General features: G+C 65.7%; 22 protein-coding genes. 16 read left to right on the top strand and 6 right to left on the bottom strand.

The window, feature by feature from the left end; all coding sequences use genetic code 11:
* The first annotated feature begins 12 nt into the window (after positions 1-12).
* From AC5P65_RS07530 to AC5P65_RS07520, 3 genes are all read left to right on the top strand, one after another.
* A complete protein-coding gene (locus AC5P65_RS07530; RefSeq protein WP_180832398.1) occupies positions 13-1,107 on the top strand; it encodes a homocysteine S-methyltransferase family protein in 1,095 nt (364 codons plus the stop codon).
* The gene (metH, locus tag AC5P65_RS07525) at positions 1,104-3,785 is read left to right on the top strand and encodes a methionine synthase (protein WP_180832397.1); all 2,682 of its coding nucleotides are present in this window, start codon (positions 1,104-1,106) and stop codon (positions 3,783-3,785) included. The genes AC5P65_RS07530 and metH overlap by 4 nt, the downstream gene beginning before the upstream one ends.
* Positions 3,786-3,864: 79 nt before the next feature.
* Positions 3,865-5,052, top strand: a complete 1,188-nt coding sequence (locus AC5P65_RS07520; protein ID WP_180832396.1) for an MFS transporter — start codon at positions 3,865-3,867, stop codon at positions 5,050-5,052.
* Positions 5,053-5,100: 48 nt separating this feature from the next.
* Here AC5P65_RS07520 and AC5P65_RS07515 read toward each other — a convergent pair whose 3' ends face one another.
* From AC5P65_RS07515 to AC5P65_RS07495, 5 genes are all read right to left on the bottom strand, one after another.
* Positions 5,101-5,787 carry a DUF2058 domain-containing protein gene (locus tag AC5P65_RS07515; RefSeq protein WP_495215480.1) on the bottom strand — a complete coding sequence of 229 codons (687 nt, stop codon included), beginning with the start codon at positions 5,785-5,787 and terminating at the stop codon, positions 5,101-5,103.
* Between the two features lie 10 nt (positions 5,788-5,797).
* Positions 5,798-6,037: a SlyX family protein gene (locus tag AC5P65_RS07510; RefSeq protein ID WP_019660397.1), complete on the bottom strand. Its 240-nt coding sequence runs from the start codon at positions 6,035-6,037 to the stop codon at positions 5,798-5,800.
* A complete protein-coding gene (locus tag AC5P65_RS07505) occupies positions 6,030-7,379 on the bottom strand; it encodes a UDP-glucose dehydrogenase family protein (RefSeq protein WP_019660398.1) in 1,350 nt (449 codons plus the stop codon). Before AC5P65_RS07505 ends, AC5P65_RS07510 begins: the two co-directional genes overlap by 8 nt.
* A gap of 23 nt (positions 7,380-7,402) precedes the next feature.
* Positions 7,403-8,380 (bottom strand): FKBP-type peptidyl-prolyl cis-trans isomerase, encoded by a 978-nt coding sequence (locus tag AC5P65_RS07500; RefSeq protein WP_019660399.1) that lies wholly within the window; start codon positions 8,378-8,380, stop codon positions 7,403-7,405.
* Between the two features lie 96 nt (positions 8,381-8,476).
* Positions 8,477-9,064, bottom strand: coding sequence for a glutathione peroxidase (locus AC5P65_RS07495; protein ID WP_019660400.1), 588 nt, complete (start codon positions 9,062-9,064; stop codon positions 8,477-8,479).
* Positions 9,065-9,428: 364 nt separating this feature from the next.
* Here AC5P65_RS07495 and AC5P65_RS07490 point away from each other — a divergent pair, with 364 nt between their 5' ends.
* The 7 genes from AC5P65_RS07490 (at position 9,429) to AC5P65_RS07460 (ending at position 14,017) form a co-directional block, all read left to right on the top strand.
* Entirely contained in the window at positions 9,429-9,674 is a 246-nt protein-coding gene (locus tag AC5P65_RS07490; protein WP_032955307.1) for a hypothetical protein, read from the top strand.
* A gap of 2 nt (positions 9,675-9,676) precedes the next feature.
* On the top strand, positions 9,677-10,036 hold the full coding sequence (locus tag AC5P65_RS07485; protein ID WP_006453095.1) for a GntR family transcriptional regulator: 360 nt from the start codon (positions 9,677-9,679) through the stop codon (positions 10,034-10,036).
* Entirely contained in the window at positions 10,036-10,911 is an 876-nt protein-coding gene (locus tag AC5P65_RS07480) for an ABC transporter ATP-binding protein (protein WP_019660401.1), read from the top strand. The genes AC5P65_RS07485 and AC5P65_RS07480 overlap by 1 nt, the downstream gene beginning before the upstream one ends.
* The gene (locus AC5P65_RS07475) at positions 10,908-11,936 is read left to right on the top strand and encodes an ABC-2 transporter permease (RefSeq protein WP_019660402.1); all 1,029 of its coding nucleotides are present in this window, start codon (positions 10,908-10,910) and stop codon (positions 11,934-11,936) included. The genes AC5P65_RS07480 and AC5P65_RS07475 overlap by 4 nt, the downstream gene beginning before the upstream one ends.
* Positions 11,937-11,961: 25 nt before the next feature.
* On the top strand, positions 11,962-12,849 hold the full coding sequence (locus tag AC5P65_RS07470) for a DUF4097 family beta strand repeat-containing protein (protein WP_111099345.1): 888 nt from the start codon (positions 11,962-11,964) through the stop codon (positions 12,847-12,849).
* Positions 12,850-12,879: 30 nt separating this feature from the next.
* Complete coding sequence (locus AC5P65_RS07465; RefSeq protein ID WP_495215479.1) at positions 12,880-13,485, top strand: YggN family protein; 606 nt, start codon at positions 12,880-12,882, stop codon at positions 13,483-13,485.
* 106 nt (positions 13,486-13,591) lie between these two features.
* Positions 13,592-14,017: a hypothetical protein gene (locus AC5P65_RS07460; protein ID WP_032953534.1), complete on the top strand. Its 426-nt coding sequence runs from the start codon at positions 13,592-13,594 to the stop codon at positions 14,015-14,017.
* A 105-nt stretch (positions 14,018-14,122) separates the two neighbouring features.
* Here the strand turns inward: AC5P65_RS07460 and AC5P65_RS07455 are convergent, their stop codons facing one another.
* Positions 14,123-15,550 (bottom strand): class II fumarate hydratase, encoded by a 1,428-nt coding sequence (locus AC5P65_RS07455; protein WP_111101754.1) that lies wholly within the window; start codon positions 15,548-15,550, stop codon positions 14,123-14,125.
* 292 nt (positions 15,551-15,842) lie between these two features.
* Between AC5P65_RS07455 and purB the strand changes: the two genes are divergently transcribed.
* The 6 genes from purB (at position 15,843) to AC5P65_RS07425 (ending at position 24,868) form a co-directional block, all read left to right on the top strand.
* Positions 15,843-17,210, top strand: coding sequence for an adenylosuccinate lyase (purB, locus tag AC5P65_RS07450; protein WP_019660407.1), 1,368 nt, complete (start codon positions 15,843-15,845; stop codon positions 17,208-17,210).
* A 451-nt stretch (positions 17,211-17,661) separates the two neighbouring features.
* Complete coding sequence (locus AC5P65_RS07445) at positions 17,662-18,327, top strand: T6SS immunity protein Tdi1 domain-containing protein (RefSeq protein WP_495215478.1); 666 nt, start codon at positions 17,662-17,664, stop codon at positions 18,325-18,327.
* Positions 18,328-18,696: 369 nt separating this feature from the next.
* On the top strand, positions 18,697-19,053 hold the full coding sequence (locus tag AC5P65_RS07440) for a hypothetical protein (RefSeq protein WP_134735989.1): 357 nt from the start codon (positions 18,697-18,699) through the stop codon (positions 19,051-19,053).
* 472 nt (positions 19,054-19,525) lie between these two features.
* Positions 19,526-20,941 carry a ribosomal protein uL16 3-hydroxylase gene (locus tag AC5P65_RS07435; RefSeq protein ID WP_329859480.1) on the top strand — a complete coding sequence of 472 codons (1,416 nt, stop codon included), beginning with the start codon at positions 19,526-19,528 and terminating at the stop codon, positions 20,939-20,941.
* A gap of 11 nt (positions 20,942-20,952) precedes the next feature.
* Positions 20,953-21,849 (top strand): GNAT family N-acetyltransferase, encoded by an 897-nt coding sequence (locus AC5P65_RS07430; protein ID WP_329859479.1) that lies wholly within the window; start codon positions 20,953-20,955, stop codon positions 21,847-21,849.
* A 187-nt stretch (positions 21,850-22,036) separates the two neighbouring features.
* Entirely contained in the window at positions 22,037-24,868 is a 2,832-nt protein-coding gene (locus tag AC5P65_RS07425) for a 2-oxoglutarate dehydrogenase E1 component (protein ID WP_019660410.1), read from the top strand.
* Positions 24,869-24,873 lie beyond the last annotated feature (5 nt).

The following is a 24,873-nucleotide window of genomic DNA, read 5'->3' as shown; positions in this document are numbered from 1 at the left end:
CCCGAGACCGCCATGCCTGCCCTGCCTTGGTTGCATCCCGATCGTGCCAACGCGCTGCTCGACGCCCTGCGCGAGCGGATCCTGATCATCGACGGCGCGATGGGCACGATGATCCAGCGCCATGGCCTGCAGGAAGGCGATTACCGTGGCGAGCGATTCGCCGGTGGCTACGACCATGCGCATGGCCCCGGCTGTGACCACGGCGTGCCCGAAGGCCATGATCTGAAGGGCAACAACGATCTGCTGCTGCTGACCCGGCCGCAGATCGTCGCCGACATCCATACCGCCTACCTGGAGGCAGGCGCGGATCTGGTCGAGACCAACACCTTCAATGCCACCTCGGTCAGCCAGGCTGACTACCACCTCGAGCACCTGGTGTACGAACTGAACAAGGCCGGTGCGGCCGTCGCGCGCGCCTGCTGTGACGCGGCGGAAGCGACCACGCCCGGCAAGCCGCGCTTCGTGATCGGGGTGATCGGCCCGACCAGCCGCACCGCCTCGATCAGTCCCGACGTGAACGATCCGGGCTTCCGCAACACCAGCTTCGACGAGCTTCGCGACACCTATCGCGAAGCCATCGAAGGCCTGATCGACGGCGGCGCCGACACGCTCATGGTCGAGACCATCTTCGATACGCTCAATGCCAAGGCCGCGCTGTATGCGCTGGAAGAGGCCTTTGATGCACGTGGCGCGCGGTTGCCGGTGATGATCTCCGGCACCATCACCGACGCGTCGGGGCGCACCTTGTCCGGACAGACTGCCGAAGCCTTCCACGCCTCGCTGGCGCATGCGCGACCGCTGTCGATCGGCCTGAACTGCGCGCTGGGCGCCAATGCGATGCGCCCGCATGTGGAAACCCTCTCGCAGGTCGCCGACTGTTACGTCAGCGCCCACCCCAACGCCGGCCTGCCCAACGCGTTCGGCGAGTACGACGAAACCCCTGAAGAGATGGCCACCACCCTGCGGGGCTTCGCCGAGGATGGCCTGTTGAACCTGGTCGGTGGCTGCTGTGGTTCCACCCCCGACCATATCCGCGCGATCGCCCAGGCCGTGGCCGGGCTGGCACCGCGTGCCCTGCCGGGCGCACGGGAGCAGCACGCCGCATGAGCACGCCTCTCACCCGCCTGTCCGGCCTGGAACCGCTGGTCATCACCCCGGACCTGCTGTTCATCAACGTCGGCGAACGCACCAACGTCACCGGCAGTGCGCAGTTCCGCAAGCTCATCAAGGAAGGCCGCTACGAAGAAGCGGTGGACGTGGCCCGCCAGCAGGTGGCCAGCGGTGCGCAGATCCTCGATGTGAACATGGACGAGGGCCTGATCGACTCGGAAGCGGCGATGACCCGCTACCTGAACCTGATCATGTCCGAGCCGGACATCGCGCGCATCCCGGTGATGGTCGACTCCTCCAAGTGGAGCGTGATCGAGGCCGGCCTGAAATGCCTGCAGGGCAAGAGCGTGGTCAACTCGATTTCGCTGAAGGAAGGCGAGGCGCTGTTCCGCGAGCACGCGCGCAAGGTGCTGCGCTACGGTGCTGCTGCGGTGGTGATGGCGTTCGACGAAAACGGGCAGGCCGACACCTGCGCGCGCAAGGTCGAAATCTGTACCCGTGCCTACCGCATCCTGGTCGACGAGATCGGTTTCCCGCCGCAGGACATCATCTTCGACCCGAACATCTTCGCCGTCGCTACGGGCATCGAAGAGCACGACAACTATGCAGTGGACTTCATCGAAGCCACCCGCATCATCAAGCAGACCCTGCCGCACTGCCACGTCTCCGGCGGCGTCTCCAACGTCTCGTTCTCCTTCCGCGGCAACGAAACGGTACGCCAGGCCATCCACTCGGTGTTCCTGTACCACGCGATCGCCGCCGGCATGGACATGGGCATCGTCAACGCCGGCGCGATGCCGATCTACGACGACCTGGAGCCGGACCTGCGCGAGCGCGTCGAGGACGTGATCCTCAACCGCCGAAGCGATGCCACCGAGCGTCTGCTGGAGATCGCCGAGCGCTACAAGGGCAGGAAGGGCGCGGCGAAGACCGAAGACCTGGCCTGGCGCGAAAAGCCGGTGGCACAGCGTTTGGCGCATGCCCTGGTACACGGCCTGGATGCCTTCGTCGAGGAAGACACCGAACTGGCCCGGCAGGCCTCCAGCCGCCCGCTGGATGTGATCGAAGGCCCGCTGATGGACGGCATGAACATCGTCGGCGACCTGTTCGGCGCCGGCAAGATGTTCCTGCCACAGGTGGTGAAATCCGCGCGCGTGATGAAGAAGGCCGTGGCCTACCTGCTGCCCTACATCGAAGCGGAAAAGGCGCGCAGCGGTGACACCGCCAAGAGCAACGGCAAGATCATCATGGCTACGGTGAAGGGCGATGTGCATGACATCGGCAAGAACATCGTCGGCGTCGTACTGGCCTGCAACAACTTCGACGTGGTCGACCTCGGCGTGATGGTGCCGGCGCAGAAGATCCTCGATGCCGCCCGCGAGCACAACGCCGACCTGATCGGCCTGTCCGGGCTGATCACCCCGTCGCTGGAGGAGATGAGCCACGTTGCCCGCGAGATGGAGCGCCAGGGCTTCGACCTGCCGCTGCTGATCGGGGGTGCGACCACTTCGCGTGCGCACACCGCGCTGAAGATCGACCCGCACTACAAGGCGCCGACGGTATGGGTGAAGGATGCATCGCGCGCGGTTGGCGTTGCGCAGTCGCTGATCTCGCGTGATCTGCGCGAGGCCTTCGTTGCCGCCAACGAAGCCGACTATGCCGAAATCCGCGCGCGCCACCGCAACCGGGGCGACGCCAAGCGCCTGGTCACGCTGGAACATGCGCGCGGGCAGAAATTCCAGGGCGGCTGGGACAGTTACACGCCACCGGCACCGAATCAGCCCGGCCTGCACGTGTTCGACGACTATCCCCTGGCCGAACTGGTCGACTACATCGACTGGACGCCGTTCTTCCAGGCCTGGGAGCTGGCCGGCAAGTTCCCGGCGATCCTCACCGACGAGATCGTCGGCACCCAGGCCAGCGAGCTGTACAAGGATGCCCGTGCGATGCTCGAGCGCATCGTCGGCGAGAAGTGGCTGACGGCCAAGGCCGTGTTCGGCCTGTGGCCGGCCAACAGCATCGGCGACGATGTCCGCGTGCAGCACGCACAGGGCGAAACCACCCTGCACTTCCTGCGCCAGCAGGTGGACAAGCCAGCCGAACGCCCGGATTTCTGCCTGGCCGATTTCATTGCACCGGCCGACAGCGGAAAGCAGGACTGGATCGGCGCGTTCGCGGTCACTGCCGGTATCGGCATCGACACCCACGTCGCGCGCTTCGAGGCCGAGCATGACGACTACAACGCGATCCTGCTGAAGGCCCTCGCCGACCGCTTCGCCGAGGCACTGGCCGAGCGCCTGCACCAGCGCGTGCGTACAGAATTCTGGGGCTACGACCGCGCCGAGACGCTGGACAACGAAGCCTTGATCGACGAGCAGTACCGCGGCATCCGTCCGGCGCCAGGCTACCCGGCCTGCCCCGAGCACAGCGAGAAGCGCCGCCTGTTCGACCTGCTGCAGGCTGAGAAGAACGCTGGCATGGAACTGACCGAGAGCTTCGCGATGTTGCCCACGGCCGCTGTCTCCGGCTACTACTTCAGCCATCCGCAGAGCCAGTACTTCGTTGTCGGACGGCTCAGCCGCGAACAGGTCACCGACTATGCCCGGCGCAAGGGCGTGGACCGCGGCCAGGCCGAACGCTGGCTGGCCTCCAATCTCGACTACGACCCCGAATGAGGCGGTAGCGCCGGGCCATGCCCGGCGTCATCTCCCGTCCGCCGGGCATGGCCCGGCGCTACCGTGCATTATTCCCGCGATGACCGTTCCCGTTGCCCGCCTCTCAAGTTTCTACTTGTTCTACTACGCGGCGCTCGGCGCGTTCACGCCGTACTGGAGCCTGTTCCTGACCGCGCGCGGGATGAGCGTGACCGCGATCAGCGTGATGATGGGCCTGTGGTACGCCACCCGCGTCATCGCACCCAGTGCCTGGACCTCGCTGGCGGCCGCATCACCGCGACCGATCCGCCTACTGCGCGTCGGCTGCGTGCTGACCCTGCTCAGCTTCGCCGCCTTCCTGCAGCCCCTGCCGCAGCCGTGGATGTACCCGGCGATGATCGTGTTCTGCTTCTTCTACAACGCGGTGATGCCGCAGTTCGAGTCGATCACCCTCACCCACCTGGGCACCGACAGCCATCGCTACGGGCTTATCCGGGTCTGGGGCTCGCTCGGTTTCATCGCCGTGGTCACCCTGTTCGGCTGGCTGATCGAAGGCGATGGCGCCGGCAGCCACGCCGGATTGTTGCCCTGGATGATGCTGCCCCTGTTCGTGCTGCTGGTTGCCTCGGCCTTCAGCAACCACTACGCGCGCGACATCGGCAGGACGGCGGGGGATGCCAGCGGCTTCTGGCAGATCGTGCGCCGACCGCCGGTGCTGGCGTTCTTCCTGGCCGCGTTCATGGAGCAGCTGTCGTTCGGCCCGTACTACACGTTCTTCTCGGTCTACATGGACCATCACGGTTACCGTACCTCCACCCTGGGCCTGCTGTGGACCATCGGCGTGGTCTTCGAAGTGGGCGTGTTCTTCACCATCGGCCGCTTCTTCCGCCGCTACGACGCCAGCTGGATGCTGCTGATCGCACTGGTCAGTTCCTGCCTGCGCTGGGCCGTGACCGCATTGTTCCCGGAGAACCTGCCGGTAATGCTGCTGGCGCAGACCGCGCACGCGCTGGGCTTTGCCGCGTTCTTTGCGGCGGCGATGCAGATGCTGGCGACCTACTTCCCCGGTCGTCTCAATGGCCACGGCCAGGGACTGCTCTATGGATTCTCGTCGGGTGTCGGCGGGGTGCTGGGCGCGCTTATTGCCGGCCAGCTGTGGAAGATCGACGATGGCCGCACCGCATTCCTGGCGGGTAGCGGGTTTGCCCTGATCGGCGCCCTGCTCTGCTTCTTCGCGCTGAGCCTGCCGCTGATACGCGCGCGCCGCAGAACTGCGTGCGCCCGGTAACGAAAACGCCGGGCAGGGCCCGGCGTTTTCATCATGCGGCAGATGCAGTTACCAGACCAGGTCGTCCGGCACCTGGTACTGCGGGTCCGCGTACGGATCTTCCTCGGCCGGCGCATTCGGATCGACCTTCAGCGCCACCGACGGGGCGAACACTGCCTCGCACTGTGCCAGCACCTCGGCGGTCACCAGCAGGTAGCGGCCGTTGAGCTGGACCACGCCCAGTTCACCCGCATTGAGCGCGGTCAGCTGTTCGGCGGTCACGTAGATGCGCTTGATCTTGCCGCCGTACGGGAAGTGGCGGGCAATGTCCGCCTCCTCGGCATTGAGGCTTTTGCCCTGCAGCAGCGCTTCCAGCTTGGCCTTCGCCTCACGGCGCACGCGTGCTTCTTCCTGCTTCAGGCGCTCGGCCTCGATGCGCTCTTCCTTCTCCCGCTGCGCACGGATCGCATAGGCCTTGGCCAGGTCCATCTCTTCGGCGCTGCGCGGCTTGCGCGGCCCCTGCTGCCCTTGGCCACCACGCGCCTGCCCACCGGGCTTGCCCGCCCCACCATGGCCATGCCCGCGACGCTCGCCGGGCTTGTGCTCGCTCTTGCCTGCGCCCTGCGGCTTTGCATTGCCGTTGCCACCCTTGCCCTGCGGGCGGCCGTCACGGCGGGGGCCATCATTCTTGCGCTCGGGCTTGGGCGCGGGCTTGAAGCCCAGGCCCATCAGCTGGTCGCGGAGGGTATCGCTCATAGGATTCGGATCAGTAGTGCGGCGGCGGCGGTTCGCTCGCCGGATCGGAAGAATTCAGTGCGTTGCGGACCTTGCCCAGGTCCTCCAGCAGGACGCGCAGCACATCGGCATTGCGCATGCCCTGCATGCGGGCATCAGCCAGCGCATCGCTCAACTCGGCCAGCGCCTGTTCCTGGAAGGACACGCGCATCTCCAACTCGACCAGGCGCGCTTCCAGCGCCTGCTCGCGTTCGGTCGGTAGATCAGACATGCAGCGAACGCCCCCGGCCGATGCCGTAGTACGCCAGGCCGGCGGCTTCCACTTCGGCCGGCTCATAGAGGTTGCGGCCGTCGAACACCACCGCGTCCTTCAGCTGCTCGCGCAGCTTCTGGAAATCGGGACTGCGGAACTGCTTCCACTCGGTCACCACGACCAGGGCATCCGCGCCCTGCAGCGCTTCGTCAGCATTGCTGCAGAACACCAGGTCATCGCGTTCGCCGAAGATGCGCTGCGATTCGTGCATTGCTTCCGGATCGTAGGCACGCACCGTGGCACCGCCTTCCCACAGCTGCGCCAGCAGGCGACGGCTGGAGGCTTCACGCATGTCATCAGTGTTCGGCTTGAAGGCCAGGCCCCACACGGCGAAGGTCTTGCCGCGCACCCCTTCGTCCTCGCCCTTGTCGTAATGACGCTGGATGAGGGCGAACAGATGGCCCTTCTGTGCATCGTTGACCGCTTCCACTGCATTGAGCAGCTTCGGCTCCAGGCCATGCTGCTGGGCCGTACGGGCCAATGCCTGCACGTCCTTCGGGAAGCACGAGCCGCCGTAGCCGGCGCCCGGGTAGATGAAGTGCCAGCCGATGCGCGGGTCCGAGCCGATACCCTGGCGGACCTGCTCGACGTCGGCACCGACGCGTTCGGCAATGTTGGCGATTTCGTTCATGAATGAAATCTTGGTTGCCAGCATCGCATTGGCGGCGTACTTGGTCAGCTCGGCCGAACGCACGTCCATCTCGACCACGCGGTCGTGGTTGCGGTTGAACGGCGCGTACAGGCGGCGCATGACCGCTACCGACTCATCGCTGGTCGCACCGATGATGATGCGGTCCGGGCGCATGCAATCGGCGACTGCGTCGCCTTCCTTCAGGAATTCCGGATTGGACACCACGTCGAAGGTGATGTCCGCGCCACGCGCGGCCAGCTCTTCGGCAATGGCGGCGCGCACCTTGTCGGCGGTACCCACCGGCACCGTCGACTTGTTGACCACCACGGTGGGCACGCTCATGTGCCGGCCGATGGTACGGGCAACGGCCAGCACGTACTGCAGATCGGCGCTGCCATCCTCGTCCGGCGGGGTACCCACGGCGATGAACACTACCTGGCCATGCGCGATCGCCGACGCGGCATCGGTAGTGAATGCCAGCCGCGACGCGGCGTGGTTGGCCTTCACCATCGGCTCCAGGCCAGGCTCATAGATGGGAATGACGCCCTGGTTGAGGCCATCTACCTTGGCCTGGTCGATATCGACGCAGACCACCTGATGACCGACATCGGCCAGGCAGGTACCGGTCACCAGTCCAACGTAACCCGTACCAAAAATCGCAACGCGCATATCCGTATTCGCTCCTCGATGACTTACGGCAGGACGCCCAGCAGCTCGACGTCGAACGTCAAAGTCGCGTTCGGGCCGATCGGGCCGCCGGGAGTGCCGTTCTCACCGTAGGCGAGTTCGCCCGGAATCCAGAAGCGGTACTTCGAACCGACCGGCATCAGCGCAACGCCTTCGGTCCAGCCCTTGATCACCTGGTCCAGGCCGAACTCAGCCGGCTGGCGGCCGTAGGAACTGTCGAACACGGTGCCGTTGAGCAGCTTGCCTTCGTAGTTCACGCGCACCTTGCTGCTCGGCAGCGGACGCTCGCCGCTACCCGGGCGGATCACCTGGTACTGCAGGCCCGACGCGGTGGTCACCACGCCCGGCTGGGTCTTGTTCTTGGCCAGGAACGCATTGCCTTCCTCGCGGTTGGTCTGCGCAGCGGCGGCGGCCTTGGCCTGCATTTCGGCCTGCTTGCTGCCCATGAAGGCCTGAATGGTGGCGGTCGCGTCAGCTTCCGTCATCTTCGGCTGTCCCTTGCTCAGGCCGGTGCTGATCGCGTCAAACAGCGAGGCGACGTCGATGTCATCCTTCAGCTGCGCCAGCGACGGGCCCACCGAGTAGGAACCGATCATCTGCGAGACCTTGACGCGGTCGACCTTCGGCGGCTGCGAACCCGGCGCCACGCCCGGCACCTGCTGGCCGCTGCGGGCCATCACGACCTGGCGCAGGGCCGCGTCGGTGGCCTTGGCCTGTTCCTGGGTGATCTGCGGCTGCAGGCCTTCGAACGAACGCTCCACGGCGGTGCGCAGCGCGGCCACGTCGATCTCATCGGCGATCGGAGTGAACGACTTGGCCACGTCCAGGCCGATGGCGTAGCCCAGCTTCTGCTTGGGGGAATTCAAGGTTGCGGTCTCCTTGGCGGCTGCGGGGGCAGCCGGTTGTTGCGACAGAGCGACACCCGAAGTGCCCATCGCCAGAATCAGAACCGACGCCGCGGCGCCGCGCATTCCCATCTTCATTCGCTGCATTCCTGGAAGTGTCTGGGCGCCGACGTCGGCGCGAAAAGGATCATTGTCGCACGCATGCCGTCGATGTCGAGGCATGCGTGCCGGATATCAATGCGTGGCGGCGGCCGCCAGCGCCTTGTCGATGGCCGCGATCAGCTGCGGATCGTCCGGCGTCACCTTGCTGGCGAACTGGGCGATGACCTTGCCATCGCGGCCCACGAGGTACTTGTGGAAGTTCCAGGCCGGCGCAACGCCGGTCGCTGCGGTCAGCCGCTGGTACAGCGGCGTGGCCTGCGGACCGACCACATGCACTTTCTCGAACATCGGGAACCTGACGCCGTAGGTCAGGGTGCAGAAGTCCTGGATCTGCTTCTCGTCACCGGGCTCCTGGCCCTTGAAATCGTTGGACGGGAAGCCGAGCACCGCGAAGCCCTTGCCGGCGTACTGCCTGTGCAGCGCCTCCAGGCCTTCGTACTGAGGGGTATAGCCACACTTGCTGGCGGTATTGACCACCAGCAGCACCTGGCCGTGGTAGCGCTGCTGCAGGTTGACCTGCTGCTTGCCAGCCAGCGGCCGATAGCTGACGTCGAGCAGGTCGGCGGCCAGCGCATTGGCCGAGGCTGCCAGGCCGAGGGCCAGCAGAGTCAACAGGGACAGGCCGCGGAAGCGGTGCGGGAAGGCGGTCGACAGGGGCATGGGAACGTTCCGCAATAGCCGTTTCAAGGGTCCGGCCAGCATCGGCCGGGAATCGGCCGAACTATAGCACCGGGCCCTGTGGCACCTGTCGGCCCCGCCGTGGCACAGCTTTGCCGGGCTTGGCGACAGCCTGTGGGAAACGGCCGCGGCGCGTCGTCATTGACATAGGATTGACGTGACTGAATGGAAGGCGGTCAGGGAAGCCGGTTTCACAACCAATTTTTCCTTTATTATCAATTGCCTGGATGGATATGGCGCGTTCTTGACCGCCCCTGCCATCAGTTGGGTGATGTGGGGGCTTGCACCCCGGCGTGCCGGTGTTATAGTTGCATACAACACCAGTCACCTGAGACAGGGGGAAGCCATGAACGTCCGGATCCGTCGCAACCTCACCGCACACGCGGCCGTCGCTGTTTCGACCCTGCTCGTGCTGGCCTGGTGGGCCACGCCCACCGCCCCTGCTTCTGCCGCTGCCGAAAGTGCGCAGGACGCGACGCTCTCCCCGGCAGGGAATGCCACCCCCTCCTCCCCCCCTCCCCCGCGTCGGCTGCACAGCGCGCTGTCCATGCCGTATTTCTCGTTCGCCCAGCCGCTGATCCCACGGAGCTGAACATGAGCGACATCCAGTGGAGCGACGGCGCTCCCATCTACCGTCAGTTGAAGGAGCGCGTGATCGCCATGATGCTCGACGGAATCCTCAAGCCGGGCGATGCCCTGCCTTCGGTGCGCCAGGTGGCCGCCGACTATCAACTCAACCCCATCACCGTTTCGCGCGCCTACCAGGAACTGGCTGACGAAGGCCTGGTGGAGAAGCGCCGCGGCCTGGGCATGTTCATGACCGAGCAGGCGGCTACGCAGCTGCGAAGCAGCGAGCGCGACCGTTTCCTCAACGAAGAATGGCCGGCGGTCCTGGAGCGCATCCAGCGCCTGGGCCTGAGCCTCGACGAATTGCTGCCCCAGGGGAAAGTCTGATGAAGAGCACTGCAAGTGAAGCGGTCATCACCGCCCGAGGCCTGCGCAAGGCCTACAAGACCACGGTTGCCCTCGACAACGCCAGCTTCAGCATCCCAAGCGGGCGCATCGTCGGCCTGATCGGGCCCAATGGCGCCGGCAAGACCACCGCGCTGAAGGCCATTCTTGGCCTGACCTCGGTGGAGGGGGACCTGAGCGTGCTCGGGCGTGACCCGCGACTGCACCGCGACGAACTGATGAATGACATCTGCTTCATCGCTGACGTCGCCGTGCTGCCGCGCTGGTTGAAGGTCCGCGAAGCGATCGACTTCGTCGCTGGCGTTCACCCGCGCTTCGACCGCGCCCGTTGCGAACGCTTCCTGGCCAACACCAAGCTGCAGCCGAAGCAGCGCGTGCGGGAGCTGTCCAAGGGCATGATCGTGCAGCTGCACCTGGCGCTGGTGATGGCCATCGATGCCCGCATCCTGGTGCTGGACGAGCCGACACTGGGCCTGGACATCCTGTACCGCAAGGAGTTCTACCAGCGCCTGCTGGAAGACTACTTCGACGAACAGAAGACGATCATCGTCACTACCCACCAGGTGGAGGAAATCGAGCATATCCTCAGCGACGTCATGTTCATCCGTGATGGCCGCATCGTGCTCGACGCTGAAATGGACGACGTCGGCCAGCGCTATACCGAGTTGCTGGTCAATGCCGAACAGCTGGACACCGCCCGCGCATTGAAGCCGATCGACGAGCGCAGCCTGGCGTTCGGCAAGACGGTGATGCTGTTCGATGGCGTGCCGCGCGCCCAGCTTTCCTCCCTCGGCGAGACCCGCATCCCGGGCCTGGCCGACCTGTTCGTCGCCATCATGAAGGGGACCTACGCATGAACGCCGTCAACCACCCCGTCAGCCCGATCGGCACCCTGCGCTGGCTGCTCAAGCGCGAGTATTGGGAGAACCGCGGCGGCTTCCTCTATGCACCGTTGATCGCCGGACTGATCTCGCTGGTGATGAGCACCATCGGCATCGCGTTCGGCCTGTTCGCGCTGCATCGTGCCGCGCGCGACGGCGGCCTGCACATCGACGGCGAAGATGTGAACATCAATGGCCTGGACCTGGCGCTGCTCACCCGCGACATCAGTGCCAAGGACCTGGCCGATCTCGGTAACGGCCTCGACCTGACCCTCGTGCTCAGCTCGGCGTGGCCATTCCTGGTCCTGGCCTTCGTGGTGTTCTTCTACTGCCTGGGCGCCCTGTACGATGACCGCCGCGACCGCAGCATCCTGTTCTGGAAGTCGCTGCCGCTGTCGGACACCCAGACGGTGCTGTCCAAGCTGATCAGTGCGCTGATCGTGGCCCCGCTGATCGCGGTGATCGCTGGCATCATCACCATGCTCGGCTTCATGCTGGTCATCAGCATCGTCGCGCTGATGCACGGTGGCAGCCCGATGACCCTGATCTGGGGCCCGGCCAGCCCGTTGACCCTGGCTGCCGGCCACCTGAGCTGGATTCCGGTCTACGCGCTGTGGGCCCTGCCCACCGCCGGCTGGCTGCTGCTGTGCTCGGCCTGGGCCAAGAGCAAGCCGTTCCTGTGGGCGGTGATGCTGCCGCTGTTTGCCGGCGTCATCGTCAGCACCACCAAGATCATGCCGCTGTTCGGTCTGACCACCGGCTGGTTCTGGCAGAACATCGTCGGCCGCCTGCTGCTGGGCGGCGTACCCGGCATGGACCTGCTGTATCGCCTCGGCGCAGGTGAAGGGTCGCGCCGCGATCTGGACTCGGTGGTCAGCCTGATGTCCCCTGCCTCGCAGCTGAAGTCGCTGGCGATGCCGGAACTGTGGATCGGTGCGGCCGTCGGTGCAGTGTTCATCTTCCTCGCCATCCGCCTGCGCAAGCGCGCCGGCGAGATCTGACTCCACCCATCCGGAGGCACCACCCATGCGTTCCCTGCTCGCCTGTTCTGCGTTGTTGCTGTTGCCGCTGTCGGCGCTGGCCGCCGATGCCCCTAACTGCAAGTTCACCGCTGCCCGTACGTTGAAGCTGGAGACATCCGGCGCCAAGGCGGTGGTGTTCGAGGTGAACCAGCATGACCTGAAGGTGGTCGCCAGCAAGGGCGGTGGCCAGCTGGATGGTCGCGCCTGCGCCTCGAGCCAGGAATGGTTGGACCAGCTGGTGCTGGATCAGCGGAAGGAAGGCGACAAGCTGGTGGTCAGCCTGCGCCGCGAAGGCCGCGACAGCGGCATCAGCCTGGGCAGCAGCTATGCCTGGCTGGACATCCGTGGCAGCGTGCCGGACAACCTGCCGCTGCAGCTGAAGGTCGGCTCCGGCGATGCCAGCGTGGAAAACGCGCAGTCACTCAGCGTGGACGTCGGTTCCGGTGACGCCGTGGCCCGCGGAACCCGTGGCAGCATTCACGCCGCAGTGGGTTCGGGCGACCTCAACATCGATGGCGGCGGCTCCCTGAACCTGCTGTCGCTGGGTTCGGGCGACGTCACCGTACGCAACATCACCGGCGACGCCAGCACCGGTACCGTCGGCTCCGGTGACCTGAAGATCACCGATGTGCGTGGCAACGCGCGGCTGGATACCGTGGGCTCGGGTGACATCGAGTTCAAGCGTGTGCAGGGCAGCGTTGAAGTGGGCGTGGTCGGCTCCGGCGGGGTCGATCTGGCCGATATCGGCGGCAATGTGCATGTCCGCAGCCACGGTTCGGGCGACATCCACGTCGACGGGGTGCGCGGCACCCTGACCGTCGATCGCAGCGGCAGCGGTGACGTCGATCATCGCAACGTCAGCGGCCGGGTCACCCTGCCGCGCAGCAAGTAACCCTTTTCCAGACACTACCAGGGGAACACCATGAACCTGTTGCGCCTGCTGCCTGCCACCCTGCTGTGCCTGCCGCTGATCGCCTGCGGCGGCACGTCCTCCACGCCTGATACCACCGTCGGCAAAAGCGTGGCCGAGGCGACCAGCGGGGTCGGCCAGACGGTCAAGGAGGCCATGGACGATGCCCGCAAGGACATCGCCCAGGGCAACATCAAGATCTCGGCCGACAAGCAGCCGCGTGCGGAGATCACGCCGGACGGGCGGCTGCTGATCGGCGGCAAGGAAGTGCCGGCCGATGAGGCCCAGCGCCGGCTGCTGCTGGAATACCGCGGCCACGTCGTTGCCATTGCAATGGACGGCATGGATGTCGGCCTGGCCGGTGCCAAGCTCGGCGCCAGTGCTGCCGGAGAGGCCCTGAAGGGCATCTTCAGCGGCGACAGCGAGGGCATCGAGAAGCGGATCAATGCCGAGGCGGAGAAGATCGAAGCCCAGGCCAAGCGCATCTGCAACCGCATGCCGGCGATGCTGGCCAGCCAGCAGGCGCTGGCCGCATCGCTGCCCGCGTTCAGGCCGTACGCCACGATGGACCAGAGTGACGTCGACGACTGCGGCAAGGACACCGTGGTCCAGCGCTAGGCCTGTGACAGATCAGCGCACCCTGCCGGCAGCGGCGCCCCGCTGCCGGCCGTAACGTGCCGACCGGCTTACAATGTCGGCCCCGGACGCCCCCGAACCGAATGCCATGAAGAAGTTGTTCCTGCTGCTGGCCGCCCTGCTCTGCCTGGGCCTGGTCGGCTGTGACAAGGATTACCGCAACCACCGCGCCGAGCGCGGCAAGCCCAAGATTTCCGTCAGCGAAGGGATGGTGACCGTGCGTCGCCCGCCGGCACCGAACATCATCATCCTCGGCGATGGCACGATGAAGGTGGACGAGATCCAGATCCCGCTCGACGAAGGGCAGAAGCAGATGCTGCAGACGATGTTCGGCCGGCTGCAGGTACTGCGCCAGAACACCCTGGTCGCCGCCCCGGCCGATCCCAACATGCAACCGGTGAAGATCCAGCCGCCGGAAGGCATGGAAGTGATCCCGGCCGACCTGGTCCAGCGCATCCCCGAGTTCAAGGACTACACCGACACCTTCGGCAACATCGTCGCCGACCGTCGCTGAAAAAACGCCGCCCCCTGGGCGGCGTTTCCTCTTGTAGAGCCGAGCCCATGCCCGGCTCAGGTCCAGGAAGCAGCCGAGCATGGGCTCGGCCCTACGACCGGCGCATCAACCGCCGCCGCCACCGCCCCCCGCGTGGATGCCACCGGCAGTCAGCGCGGTGGGGTCCAGCAGGCGGCGCAGTTCCGCTTCCTGCAGGCCGCTGTCTTCCAGCGCGACGTCCAGCACCGGGCGCTGTTCCTTGTAGGCACGCTTGGCAATGGCCGCTGCCTTCTCGTAGCCGATGATCGGGTTCAGCGCCGTGACCAGGATGGGATTGCGCGACAGCGCCTCGGCAACACGGTCTTGGCGCACCTTCAGCCCGGCAATCGCGCTGTCGGCCAGCAGCCGCGACACATTGGCCAGCAGGCCGATGCCATCCAGCAGGTTCACCGCGATCAGCGGCAGGGTGACGTTGAGCTGGAAGTTGCCGGTCTGCCCGGCCACGGTGATCGCGGTGTGGTGGCCAATCACCTGCGCGCACGCCATCACGGTTGCTTCCGGAATCACCGGGTTGACCTTGCCCGGCATGATCGAGCTGCCCGGCTGCAGTGCCGGCAGTTCGATCTCGCCCAGCCCGGCCAGCGGACCGGCGTTCATCCAGCGAAGATCATTGGCGATCTTGATCAGCGCCACGGCCAGTGCATTGAGCTGGCCCGACAGTTCCACGGCATCATCCTGCGCGGCCAGGCCCTCGAACTTGTTCTCGGCGCTGTCGAACTTGAAACCGGTCTGTTGCTTCAGTGCCTTGGCCACCTGCGCGCCGAAGCGCGGGTCGGCATTGATGCCGGTGCCGATGGCGGTGCCACCCAGCGGCAGGCGGCGCACGCGCTTGAGGCTGTCTTCGATGCGCTCCTGCGCCGAGGCCAGCTGCGCCGACCATGCGCCGAACTCCTGCTCGAAGGTCAGTGGCATCGCGTCCATCAGGTGGGTACGGCCGGTCTTGACCACCTTGCGCAGGCTGCGGCCCTTCTTGTCGAGGGTCTTGCGCAGGTGCACCAGCGCCGGCAGCAGCTGTTCGTGCGTCGCCAGCACCGCCGACACGCGCAGCGCGGTCGGGATCACGTCGTTGGAGCTCTGCCCCTGGTTGACGTGGTCATTGGGATGCACGGTGGTCTTGCCCGCCTTGCCGGCACGGTTGGCCAGGGTGGCGATGACCTCATTGGCATTCATGTTCGACGACGTGCCCGAACCGGTCTGGTAGACGTCGATCGGGAAGTGCGCGTCCCAGTTGCCGGCGGCCACTTCGGCAGCAGCGGTCTGGATGGCCTTGGCCACGTTCTTCGGCAGGTGGCCCAGCTCGGCGTTGACGCCGGCGGCAGCGCCCTTGACCAGGCCCAGGGCACGGATGAAACCGCGCGGCATGCGCTGGCCCGACACCGGGAAATTCTGCACGGCACGCTGGGTCTGGGCGCCCCACAGGGCGTCCGCAGGCACCTGCAGTTCGCCCATGCTGTCGTGTTCGATTCTGAAACCCTTGCTTGCAGCTTTGCTCATTGCATCAACTCCGCACTACTTCAGTTGGGGAAAGGGAAGCGGCGGCTGGCAGGGTGTCGCTTCCCGGGCTGGCGGCTGCGCCAACGATACTCCCTTGCCCGCAGCGTGGGATGACGAGGACGGGCCAGAACGTTCCGTCCGCAGGGCCGTGTTGTAGAGCCGAGCCCATGCTCGGCTTCCCGCAGGGCGCCGGATTCTCCGAAGCAGCCGAGCGTGGGCTCGGCTCTACAGGGCACGCCCCGCCGGCACGTCGTAGAATATGGCCCCCGCCGCTCGTCCCAGCCCTGCCGACATGTCCGATTCCGCCCTGCTCGCCCTGTCCCCGCTCGATGGCCGCTATGCCGGCAAGGTCGATGCCCTGCGCCCGATCTTCTCCGAATACGGCCTGATCAAGGCCCGCATCACGGTCGAGGTGGAATGGCTGCTGGCGCTGGCCGCCGAGCCGGGCATCGTCGAGCTGGCCCCGTTCTCCGACGCCGCCGTCGCCCGCCTGCGCGACCTGGCCGCCCGCTTCAGCCCGGCCCAGGCCGCGCGCGTGAAGGAGATCGAGCGCACCACCAACCATGACGTCAAGGCGGTGGAGTACTTCATCAAGGAGCAGCTGAAGGATGACGCCGAGCTGGCGCCGGCGCTGGAATTCGTGCATTTCGCCTGCACCAGCGAAGACATCAACAACCTCAGCTACGGCCTGATGCTGGAACAGGCCCGCCGCGAGGTGCTGCTGCCGACCCTGGACGGCATCGCCAGCACCCTGCGCACCCTGGCCCACGCCCAGGCCGGCCAGCCGATGCTGTCGCGCACCCACGGCCAGACCGCCTCGCCGACCACTTTGGGCAAGGAACTGGCCAACGTGGTCGCTCGCCTGGAACGCCAGCGCCGGCAGATCGCCGCGGTCGAACTGACCGGCAAGATCAACGGTGCCGTCGGCAACTACAACGCCCACGTGGCCAGCTACCCGGACGTGGACTGGCCGGCCTTCGCCGAGCGCTTCGTGACCGGCCTGGGCCTGGTATTCAACCCGTACACCACGCAGATCGAGCCGCACGACAACGTGGCCGAGATCGGCGATGCCGCACGCCGCGCCAACATCATCCTGATCGATCTGGCTCGCGACATCTGGGGCTACATCTCGCTGGGCTATTTCAAGCAGCGCCTGAAGGAAGGCGAAGTCGGCTCGTCGACGATGCCGCACAAGGTCAACCCGATCGATTTCGAGAATGCCGAAGGCAACTTCGGCATCGCCAACGCGCTGTTCGAGCACTTCAGCGCGAAGCTGCCGATCAGCCGCTGGCAGCGTGACCTGACCGATTCCACCGTGCTGCGTGCACTGGGCACCGCGTTCGGCCACAGCCAGGTGGCGCTGGATTCGCTGGCCAAGGGCCTGGGCAAGCTGGAAGTGAACCCGCAGCGCCTGGATGCCGATCTGGACGCGGCCTGGGAAGTGCTGGCCGAGGCCGTGCAGACGGTGATGCGCCGCCATGGCCTGCCGAACCCGTACGAGCAGCTGAAGGCGCTGACCCGCGGCCAGGGCATCACGGCTGAGTCGATGCGTGCGTTCGTGCAGGGGCTGGAGCTGCCGGCGGATGCGAAGCAGCGCCTGCTGGAGATGACCCCGGGCAGCTACACCGGCCTGGCCGAGTCGCTGGCGAAGAAGATCTAAGAGGTTTCCGTTGCGGCGGCGGCCGCGGGCGCTGCCTGCGGCAGGCAACAGCAACGTCAAAGGCGGCTCTGGGTTATGTCGCGCTTGGCGGGGCGGGTTGGGTTCGCGGGGGACGCCGTGAATCCGTCCGTGGAGGCTTGGCAGCCGCATCCATGCGGCTGACACCCCCGCGACCCCATCCCTCCCCACCTCTGACAGTTGTCCGGTGACGGATCGAAGAGCGTTGGGTTGTCGGGACGGAATTTGAAAGAGGGACGCGGCTTCGCCGCGTCCCTTTTGTCGTTTCTGGCTCCCATCCTCATTTCATGCCGCACACCGGGGCAAGGCAGGCCGGAGGGACCGTTTCTGAAAACGGGCCAACGTCGGTATTGCCTGATACGTTCGACCATCAACAAGTCCGGCAGATGACGTATTCGCGCCGCAGATTCGAAGGCCAAACTGCAGATCAGAAATGAGTAAACTAATTGACTACATCGTCAACGAGCATGGACACCCAAAGCTGTGTCGCTCGCTCACCCGCGGCGAGTGGAATTCACTTCCAACATCCCTTCCTGATCAACTCCGCGAACTCTTCGCTAAGCTGGGCTTTTTCTTCACACTGCAAGGCCAGCTCCAGACATGCCACCCCAGGAGTTTCAAAGGCATTCTGGATGCAGTGTTCGACCGCGACGAGCAATTCAACAGTACGAATTGCCATGCGTTTTGCCATAGTGCGTTCGGCAATATTTTCTTCTATCACGAAGTCTTCGGCATCGGAGAGATAGAACTTATGCATGGCTCAGTGATGTGTGAGACATCTGCACGAGATACAGATGCCGGAATGCATCTTGAACATGCCATCGAGATCCCATTTATGCTCGACGCAGAGGATATCGATGCTTACGACAAAGATGACAGACGGCTATTCTCCAGAGCACGGAAGAAGCTTGGGCCCTTAGAGATCGGTGAATGCTATGGATTCCAGCCACTGCTTTCACTGGGTGGGGAGAACACCATCGAGAATCTGAAGAAGGTCGAGGCCATTGAGCATTTAGGGATCCTGTGCCAGGCACAGCACTTCTCCTTATACGAGTATTCATCGTATGGAACCCGGGCGCTTGTCAGATCATTCAGTTGAAATCACACGGCGATCTTCAGTTCGACAACTACAGATCTCCTCCCGGTCTTGATACTTCCTGGTAGTTTCTGCGACCTGTGTCTGATCCTGTAGCCCTAAGCCTACGCCGGGCTGCTTTTCGCAATGGCAAAAGCAGCCGAGCGTGGGCCCGGCTCTACACGAGCAAGCGCAGCGCGCGCCCCTTTCCGGTGACGGATCGAAGAGCATTCGGTTGTCGGGACGGAATTTGAGAGAGGGACGCGGCTTCGCCGCGCCCCTCTTGTCGTTTTCGGCGCCAACTTTCCCGCCCGTCTACACGTCGGGCAATACAGGCCACGGAGCTCTTCAACAGTCGTACTTCAAGTTGGTCTTGACTGATATGTTCAGCGGATGTCATCCACCGCATCACAATTGATTGAAGTGACGGCCAGCGAACTGGATATGGCCATCGATGACGATGAGCTCACTTTCCTTTTTGTCCGTTGGGGCCAGACGGGACAGTATCTGGACATCACACGCGAGTGTGGAGAAGGCGGAACCTATCTCGAGTTCTGCGACCAAGGCGCCGGTTTCTATCCGGATAGCATCGAGATGACTTTTGCCGACGGCATCCTCGCCGTGCAGCTGGGCCCCACCCAAACCCTTGGGCCTAACGTGCAGGAAAGTCGCATTCATATCAGCTTGAGCAAGGTCTCACCTGACATTGAGTCGCTGCACGCCTGCATCTCCTTTCTGAGCTCCAGATAGACCACAGACAAGCTGGTAAAGGCGCGCTGATGTAGAGCCGAGCCCATGCTCGGCTGCTTGTTCCAACAGCAAGCCGAGCGTGGGCTCGGCTCTACAGATGCACGAGCAAGCGCAGCGCGCGACCCGCTCTTGCCTTTGATTTTCTTCTTCCATTCCGTGGCGGGCCGCGCAGGAAACTGTCAGGGGCCGGGCGGGTGGGCTGCGCGGGGGTGTCCGCCGCATGGATGCGGCGGCCAAGCTTACAGGGACGTACTTGCAGCGTCCTCCGCGCAGCCCACCCGCCCGGCCAAGCCCATGAAGCCGGTCGACTAACAGTCGACCCTACCAAGCTGTCGCCACGAGGGGCTCCGCCGTTGGCCGGACACCCCGCGACAAACCACCGCACGTGCGCAATCCCCACGAACGTCGGACAATGCAACCCATGGCGGCCCGCCACGCCGCCCCTCCCGCTTTCCGCTGCAAGGATTCCCCCATGGCCGCCCGCAAGTCCTCCGCCCCCCTGATCGAAGTCACCGCCCGCCCCGGCCAGCCGCTGGGCATGGCGCCGGCCACCTTCCTGCGCGACTTCTGGCAGAAACGCCCGCTGCTGATCCGCAACGCCTTCCCCAATTTCCAGACCCCGGTGCAGCCGGAAGACCTGGCCGGGCTGGCCTGCGAGGAAGGCGTGCTGGCGCGCCTGATCGAGCACGACAAGACCCAGGACGGCTGGCGCGTGCGCACCGGCCCGTTCCAGGAAGACGTGTTCCCCGCCCTGCCCGACCACGATTGGACCCTGCTGGTGCAGGACGTGGACAAGTGGGACCCGGACGTGCGCGCCCTGATCGAGCACTTCAGCTTCCTGCCGCGCTGGCGCATGGATGACGTGATGATCAGCTTCGCCGCCACCGGCGGCTCGGTCGGCGCCCATGTCGACCAGTACGACGTGTTCCTGCTGCAGGCCCACGGCCATCGCCGCTGGCAGATCGATGCCAGCGAATCGATCAAGGGCAGGCAGCCGCCGCTGGGCTTCCGCCCGGACGTGGAGCTGAAGCTGCTGAAGGTGTTCAAGCCAACCCACGACTGGGTGCTGGCGCCGGGCGACATGCTCTACCTGCCGCCGAACGTGCCGCACCACGGCGTCGCCGAAGACCCCTGCCTGACCTTCTCCTTCGGCATGCGCGCGCCGTCCTCGGCCGAGCTGATCAGCGACTACCTGGACACCCTGATTGCCGATGCCGACGAGAACATCCGCTATCAGGATGCCGACCTGAAGGTGCCGGCCGACCCGAACGAGATCGACACGGTGGCGATGGCGCGGGTGATCACCGCGCTCAACGCCATCCGCATGAACGACCCGGACAAGCTGGGTGACTGGTTCGGCCGTTTCATCACCACCTACCGCGCCGCCGGCGAAGTGATGGCTCACCAGGCCGCTCCCGCACCGGAGGAAGTGGTCCAGGCCCTGGCCTCGGGCCTGCTGCTGCAGCGTCACCCCTGGGCGCGCCTGGCCTGGCGCCGGGCCAAGCGTGGCGCCAGCCTGTACGTCAGCGGCCAGGACTTCGCGCTGCCGGTGAAGGACGCGCAGCGCTTGGCCGGCGCCGAGCAGCTCGATGCCGCCGCCTATCGCGGCCTGTCCGACAAGGGCCGCGCGGTGGTCCAGCAGCTGTTGGCCGGTGGCGTGTTCCAGCTGATCGATCCGAACGAGGTGTATGACGCTGAAGATGAGGATGACGGCGAAGGCGCCGTGGTGCTCGGCGAAGTGGTTGAAGGCCGTGACCGTGTCGACGCGATCGACGCCGACGCGGTGTCCGACGATGTCCACACCGTGACCGTGCACGACGACGGCATCGAGGTCATCGTCAACTTCGAGGATCACGACGAAGACGACAGCGACGACGGTCGCGCCTGAGCCCTGCCGCCATGGTCCGGGTCCAGCAGGTCAGCCACGCCGACGCCCACGCTGCCATCCACGACGTGCGCCAACGCGTGTTCGTGCAGGAACAGGGCATCGCCGCCGAACTGGAACGCGACGCGCTGGACCCGGTCAGCGCCCATGTGCTGGCGCTGGACGCCGAAGGCCTGCCGGTCGGCACCGGCCGCCTGGCCCCCGATGGCCGCATCGGTCGCATGGCGGTGCTGGCCGACCATCGCAGCCAGGGCGTCGGTGAGGCCCTGCTGGAGGCACTGGTGGAGGCCGGGCGCCGGCTCGGCCTGGCCGAACTGCACCTGCACGCCCAGCTGCCCGCCCGCGACTTCTATGCCCGCCAGGGCTTCCTGCCCGAGGGCGAGGTGTTCGAGGAGGCCGGCATCGGCCACCAGCAGATGCGGCGGCGGCTGGGCGCGGCCAGCGCCATCGACAGCCGCGCCGAGGCCGTGGCGGCCACTACCGCCGTCATTCACCGCGCCCGTCGCCGGCTGTGGCTGCACAGCCGCCAGCTCGACCCGGGCCTGCTCGACACGCCTACGGTGCAGGCCGCGCTGCGCCGCTTCGTCACTGCCCGCCACGACAAGCAGCTGCGGGTGATCGTGCACGATGCCGCTGCGATCGCCGCTGCCGGCGCCCCACTGCTGGCGCTGGCCCAGCGCCTGCCCAGCGTGGTCCGGTTCCGCGAGGTCAGCGATCCGGTCGACCGTGCGTTGGCCTCGGCCTGCCTGCTCAACGATGCGGGCGACTTCTACTTTCGTCTGATCGGCCATCGCCTCGACGGCGAGGCCGGCATCGCACTGCCTGCACGTTCGCAGCCGTTCGAGCAGCAATTGCTGCGTGTCTGGGACCGTTCGCGCGATTGCAGCGAACTGCGCGCGCTCGGCATCTGAGCCGGCGCCGCCGACCCAACCTGTCTGGAACCGGCACCCGAGGACGCGGGTTGCCCGCGGCAATGCCCCTTCGTGGCCCGTTGGGGGTACAATTTGGCTGTTTGAACGCGCCCGCGCAGGGCTATTCATCATTCCTGCCGGGTCCTTCTGAAGCCATACCCCACAAAGCGAATCAACACCCTCCATCGTGGACAATCAACTGAAGCAGTTTGCGCAATCTTCGCAACTCGCCGGCGGCAACGCCTCCTATGTCGAGGACCTGTACGAGCAGTACCTGGTCTCCCCGGATAGTGTCGATCCCAAATGGAAAACCTACTTCGATGGCTTCAAGGGCCGTGAAGCAGGTGACATTCCGCACTCGGCCGTCATCTCCCACATCGCGGACGCGGCCAAGGATGCGCTGAAAGCTGGCACCGGCAGCGGTGCGGGCGACGAGCGCGAGCGCAATGTCGGTCGTCTGATCACCGCCTACCGCTCCCGCGGCCACCTCGACGCCCGCCTGGACCCGCTGGGCCTGGCCGCACCGGTCAACACCCCGGACCTGGGCCTGCCGTTCCACAGCCTGTCCGATGCCGACCTCAACAGCGAGTTCAGCACCGGCGGCGTCGGCGGCCAGCCGCGTATGAAGCTGCGCGACCTGCTGGCACGCCTGAAGGCGACCTACACCGGCTCGATCGGTGCGGAGTTCATGCACATCTCCGAGGTCGAGCAGCGCCAGTGGATCTACAAGAAGCTGGAAGCGGCCGGTGGCAACTACCAGCTGGACGCTGACACCCAGCGCCGCACCCTGGAGCGCCTGACCGCGGCCGAAGGCCTGGAGCGCTACCTGCACACCAAGTACGTCGGCCAGAAGCGCTTCTCGCTGGAAGGCGGCGACTCGCTGATCCCGATGATGGACACCATCATCCGCAGCGCCGGCAAGGATGGCGTCAAGGACGTGGTGATCGGCATGGCCCACCGCGGCCGCCTGAACGTGCTGGTCAACACCCTGGGCAAGAACCCGCGCAAGCTGTTCGACGAGTTCGAGGGCAAGTTCGAGCACGACGAGCACGCTTCGGCCGGCGACGTGAAGTACCACATGGGCTTCTCCGCCGACGTCGCCACTGAAGGCGGCCCGGTGCACCTGGCGCTGGCGTTCAACCCGTCGCACCTGGAAATCGCCGACCCGGTCGTGGCCGGTTCCGTGCGTTCGCGCCAGGAGCGCCGCAAGGACACCGCCCGCAAGCAGGTGATGCCGATCCTGATCCACGGCGACGCGGCCTTCTCCGGCCAGGGCGTGGTCATGGAGCTGTTCCAGATGTCGCAGGCCCGCGGCTTCGCCGTCGGTGGCACCGTGCACATCGTGGTCAACAACCAGGTGGGCTTCACCACCTCCAACCCGCTGGATACGCGCTCCACGCGCTATGCCACCGACGTGGCGAAGATGATCGCCGCGCCGGTACTGCACGTGAACGGCGATGATCCGGAAGCGGTGGTGTTCGCCGCGCAGCTGGCCTTCGAGTTCCGCCAGAAGTTCGCCAAGGACGTGGTCATCGACCTGATGTGCTACCGCCGTTGGGGCCACAACGAGGCCGACGAACCGGCAATCACGCAGCCGCTGATGTACCAGGTGATCCGCAAGCACCCGACCACCCGCGAGATGTACGCCGAGCAGCTGGAGAAGGCAGGCGTGATCGCCGCCGGTGCCGGCAAGGCGATGGTCGATGCCTACCGCGAGAAGCTGGACGCCGGTGAAGTGACCACCGAACTGGCCAAGGTCGAGAAGACCCCGCCGAGCAGCCCGCTGTTCGTCGATTGGCCGAAGCTGCTGGAAGGCAAGCTGTCCGACCCGGTCTCGACCAAGGTCGAGAAGAACAAGCTGGTCGAACTGGCCAGGCTGATCAACACCATCCCGGACGAAGTGCAGCTGCACTCGCGCGTGGCCAAGGTCTACGACGACCGCCGCAAGATGGCCGCCGGCGAGATTCCGGGCGACTGGGGCTTTGCCGAGAACCTGGCCTACGCCACCCTGCTCGACGAAGGCCATGCACTGCGCCTGGTCGGCCAGGACGTCGGCCGCGGTACGTTCACGCACCGCCACGCGATCCTGCACGACCAGAAGACCGACAACTACTACATGCCGCTGCGGCAGCTGGTGGATTCGCCGGAGAAGGCCACCGTCATCGACTCGCTGCTGAGCGAAGAAGCGGTGATGGCCTACGAATACGGCTTCTCCACCACCGATCCGAACACGCTGTGCATCTGGGAAGGCCAGTTCGGCGACTTCGCCAACGGCGCCCAGGTGGTGATCGACCAGTTCATCGCCGCCGGTGAAGCCAAGTGGGGCCGCATTTCCGGCCTGACCCTGCTGCTGCCGCACGGCTATGAAGGGCAAGGCCCCGAACACAGCTCGGCGCGCCTGGAGCGCTTCCTGCAGCTGTGCGCGCTGGAGAACATGCTGGTGGTCGTGCCGTCGACTCCGGCCCAGGCCTTCCACATGCTGCGTCGCCAGCTGCACATGACCACCCGCAAGCCGCTGGTGGTGATGTCGCCGAAGTCGCTGCTGCGCCACAAGCTGGCGGTGTCGACCCTCGACGAGCTGGCCAACGGCGAGTTCCAGCACCTGATCGGCGACGCCAATGCCGACGCCAAGAAGGTCAAGCGCGTGGTGCTGTGCTCGGGCAAGGTCTACTACGACCTGCTGGAGGACCAGACCAAGCGTGGCCAGGACGACGTGGCGATCATCCGCGTGGAGCAACTGTATCCGTTCCCGCGTGCGCTGCTGGCTGCCGAGCTGAAGAAGTACGGCAAGGCCACCGACGTGGTGTGGACGCAGGAAGAACCGCAGAATCAGGGCGCGTGGTACCAGATCCGCCACCACCTGCAGTTCTGCCTGGCCGATGGCCAGAACCTGCACTACGCCGGTCGCGCACGTTCGGCCTCGCCGGCTGCCGGTCACATGGCTGACCATGTCCGCGAGCAGCAGCAGCTGATCGCCGACGCACTGGTCAACCCGTTCAACGACCAGGTCGCTGAATAACTCTC

The organism is Stenotrophomonas sp. YJH_SMC_48-3 (assembly GCF_059369375.1).
This window is presented reverse-complemented; position numbering and strand designations above follow the sequence as displayed.

Excerpts from the sequence above, each read along its gene's own strand:
- AC5P65_RS07530 (WP_180832398.1), top strand. The coding sequence starts at position 13 with ATGCCTGCCCTGCCTTGGTTGCATCCCGATCGTGCCAACGCGCTGCTC.
- metH (WP_180832397.1), top strand. The coding sequence starts at position 1,104 with ATGAGCACGCCTCTCACCCGCCTGTCCGGCCTGGAACCGCTGGTCATC.
- AC5P65_RS07520 (WP_180832396.1), top strand. The coding sequence starts at position 3,865 with ATGACCGTTCCCGTTGCCCGCCTCTCAAGTTTCTACTTGTTCTACTAC.
- AC5P65_RS07515 (WP_495215480.1), bottom strand. The coding sequence starts at position 5,787 with ATGAGCGATACCCTCCGCGACCAGCTGATGGGCCTGGGCTTCAAGCCC.
- AC5P65_RS07510 (WP_019660397.1), bottom strand. The coding sequence starts at position 6,037 with ATGTCTGATCTACCGACCGAACGCGAGCAGGCGCTGGAAGCGCGCCTG.
- AC5P65_RS07505 (WP_019660398.1), bottom strand. The coding sequence starts at position 7,379 with ATGCGCGTTGCGATTTTTGGTACGGGTTACGTTGGACTGGTGACCGGT.
- AC5P65_RS07500 (WP_019660399.1), bottom strand. The coding sequence starts at position 8,380 with ATGAAGATGGGAATGCGCGGCGCCGCGGCGTCGGTTCTGATTCTGGCG.
- AC5P65_RS07495 (WP_019660400.1), bottom strand. The coding sequence starts at position 9,064 with ATGCCCCTGTCGACCGCCTTCCCGCACCGCTTCCGCGGCCTGTCCCTG.
- AC5P65_RS07490 (WP_032955307.1), top strand. The coding sequence starts at position 9,429 with ATGAACGTCCGGATCCGTCGCAACCTCACCGCACACGCGGCCGTCGCT.
- AC5P65_RS07485 (WP_006453095.1), top strand. The coding sequence starts at position 9,677 with ATGAGCGACATCCAGTGGAGCGACGGCGCTCCCATCTACCGTCAGTTG.
- AC5P65_RS07480 (WP_019660401.1), top strand. The coding sequence starts at position 10,036 with ATGAAGAGCACTGCAAGTGAAGCGGTCATCACCGCCCGAGGCCTGCGC.
- AC5P65_RS07475 (WP_019660402.1), top strand. The coding sequence starts at position 10,908 with ATGAACGCCGTCAACCACCCCGTCAGCCCGATCGGCACCCTGCGCTGG.
- AC5P65_RS07470 (WP_111099345.1), top strand. The coding sequence starts at position 11,962 with ATGCGTTCCCTGCTCGCCTGTTCTGCGTTGTTGCTGTTGCCGCTGTCG.
- AC5P65_RS07465 (WP_495215479.1), top strand. The coding sequence starts at position 12,880 with ATGAACCTGTTGCGCCTGCTGCCTGCCACCCTGCTGTGCCTGCCGCTG.
- AC5P65_RS07460 (WP_032953534.1), top strand. The coding sequence starts at position 13,592 with ATGAAGAAGTTGTTCCTGCTGCTGGCCGCCCTGCTCTGCCTGGGCCTG.
- AC5P65_RS07455 (WP_111101754.1), bottom strand. The coding sequence starts at position 15,550 with ATGAGCAAAGCTGCAAGCAAGGGTTTCAGAATCGAACACGACAGCATG.
- purB (WP_019660407.1), top strand. The coding sequence starts at position 15,843 with ATGTCCGATTCCGCCCTGCTCGCCCTGTCCCCGCTCGATGGCCGCTAT.
- AC5P65_RS07445 (WP_495215478.1), top strand. The coding sequence starts at position 17,662 with ATGAGTAAACTAATTGACTACATCGTCAACGAGCATGGACACCCAAAG.
- AC5P65_RS07440 (WP_134735989.1), top strand. The coding sequence starts at position 18,697 with ATGTCATCCACCGCATCACAATTGATTGAAGTGACGGCCAGCGAACTG.
- AC5P65_RS07435 (WP_329859480.1), top strand. The coding sequence starts at position 19,526 with ATGGCCGCCCGCAAGTCCTCCGCCCCCCTGATCGAAGTCACCGCCCGC.
- AC5P65_RS07430 (WP_329859479.1), top strand. The coding sequence starts at position 20,953 with ATGGTCCGGGTCCAGCAGGTCAGCCACGCCGACGCCCACGCTGCCATC.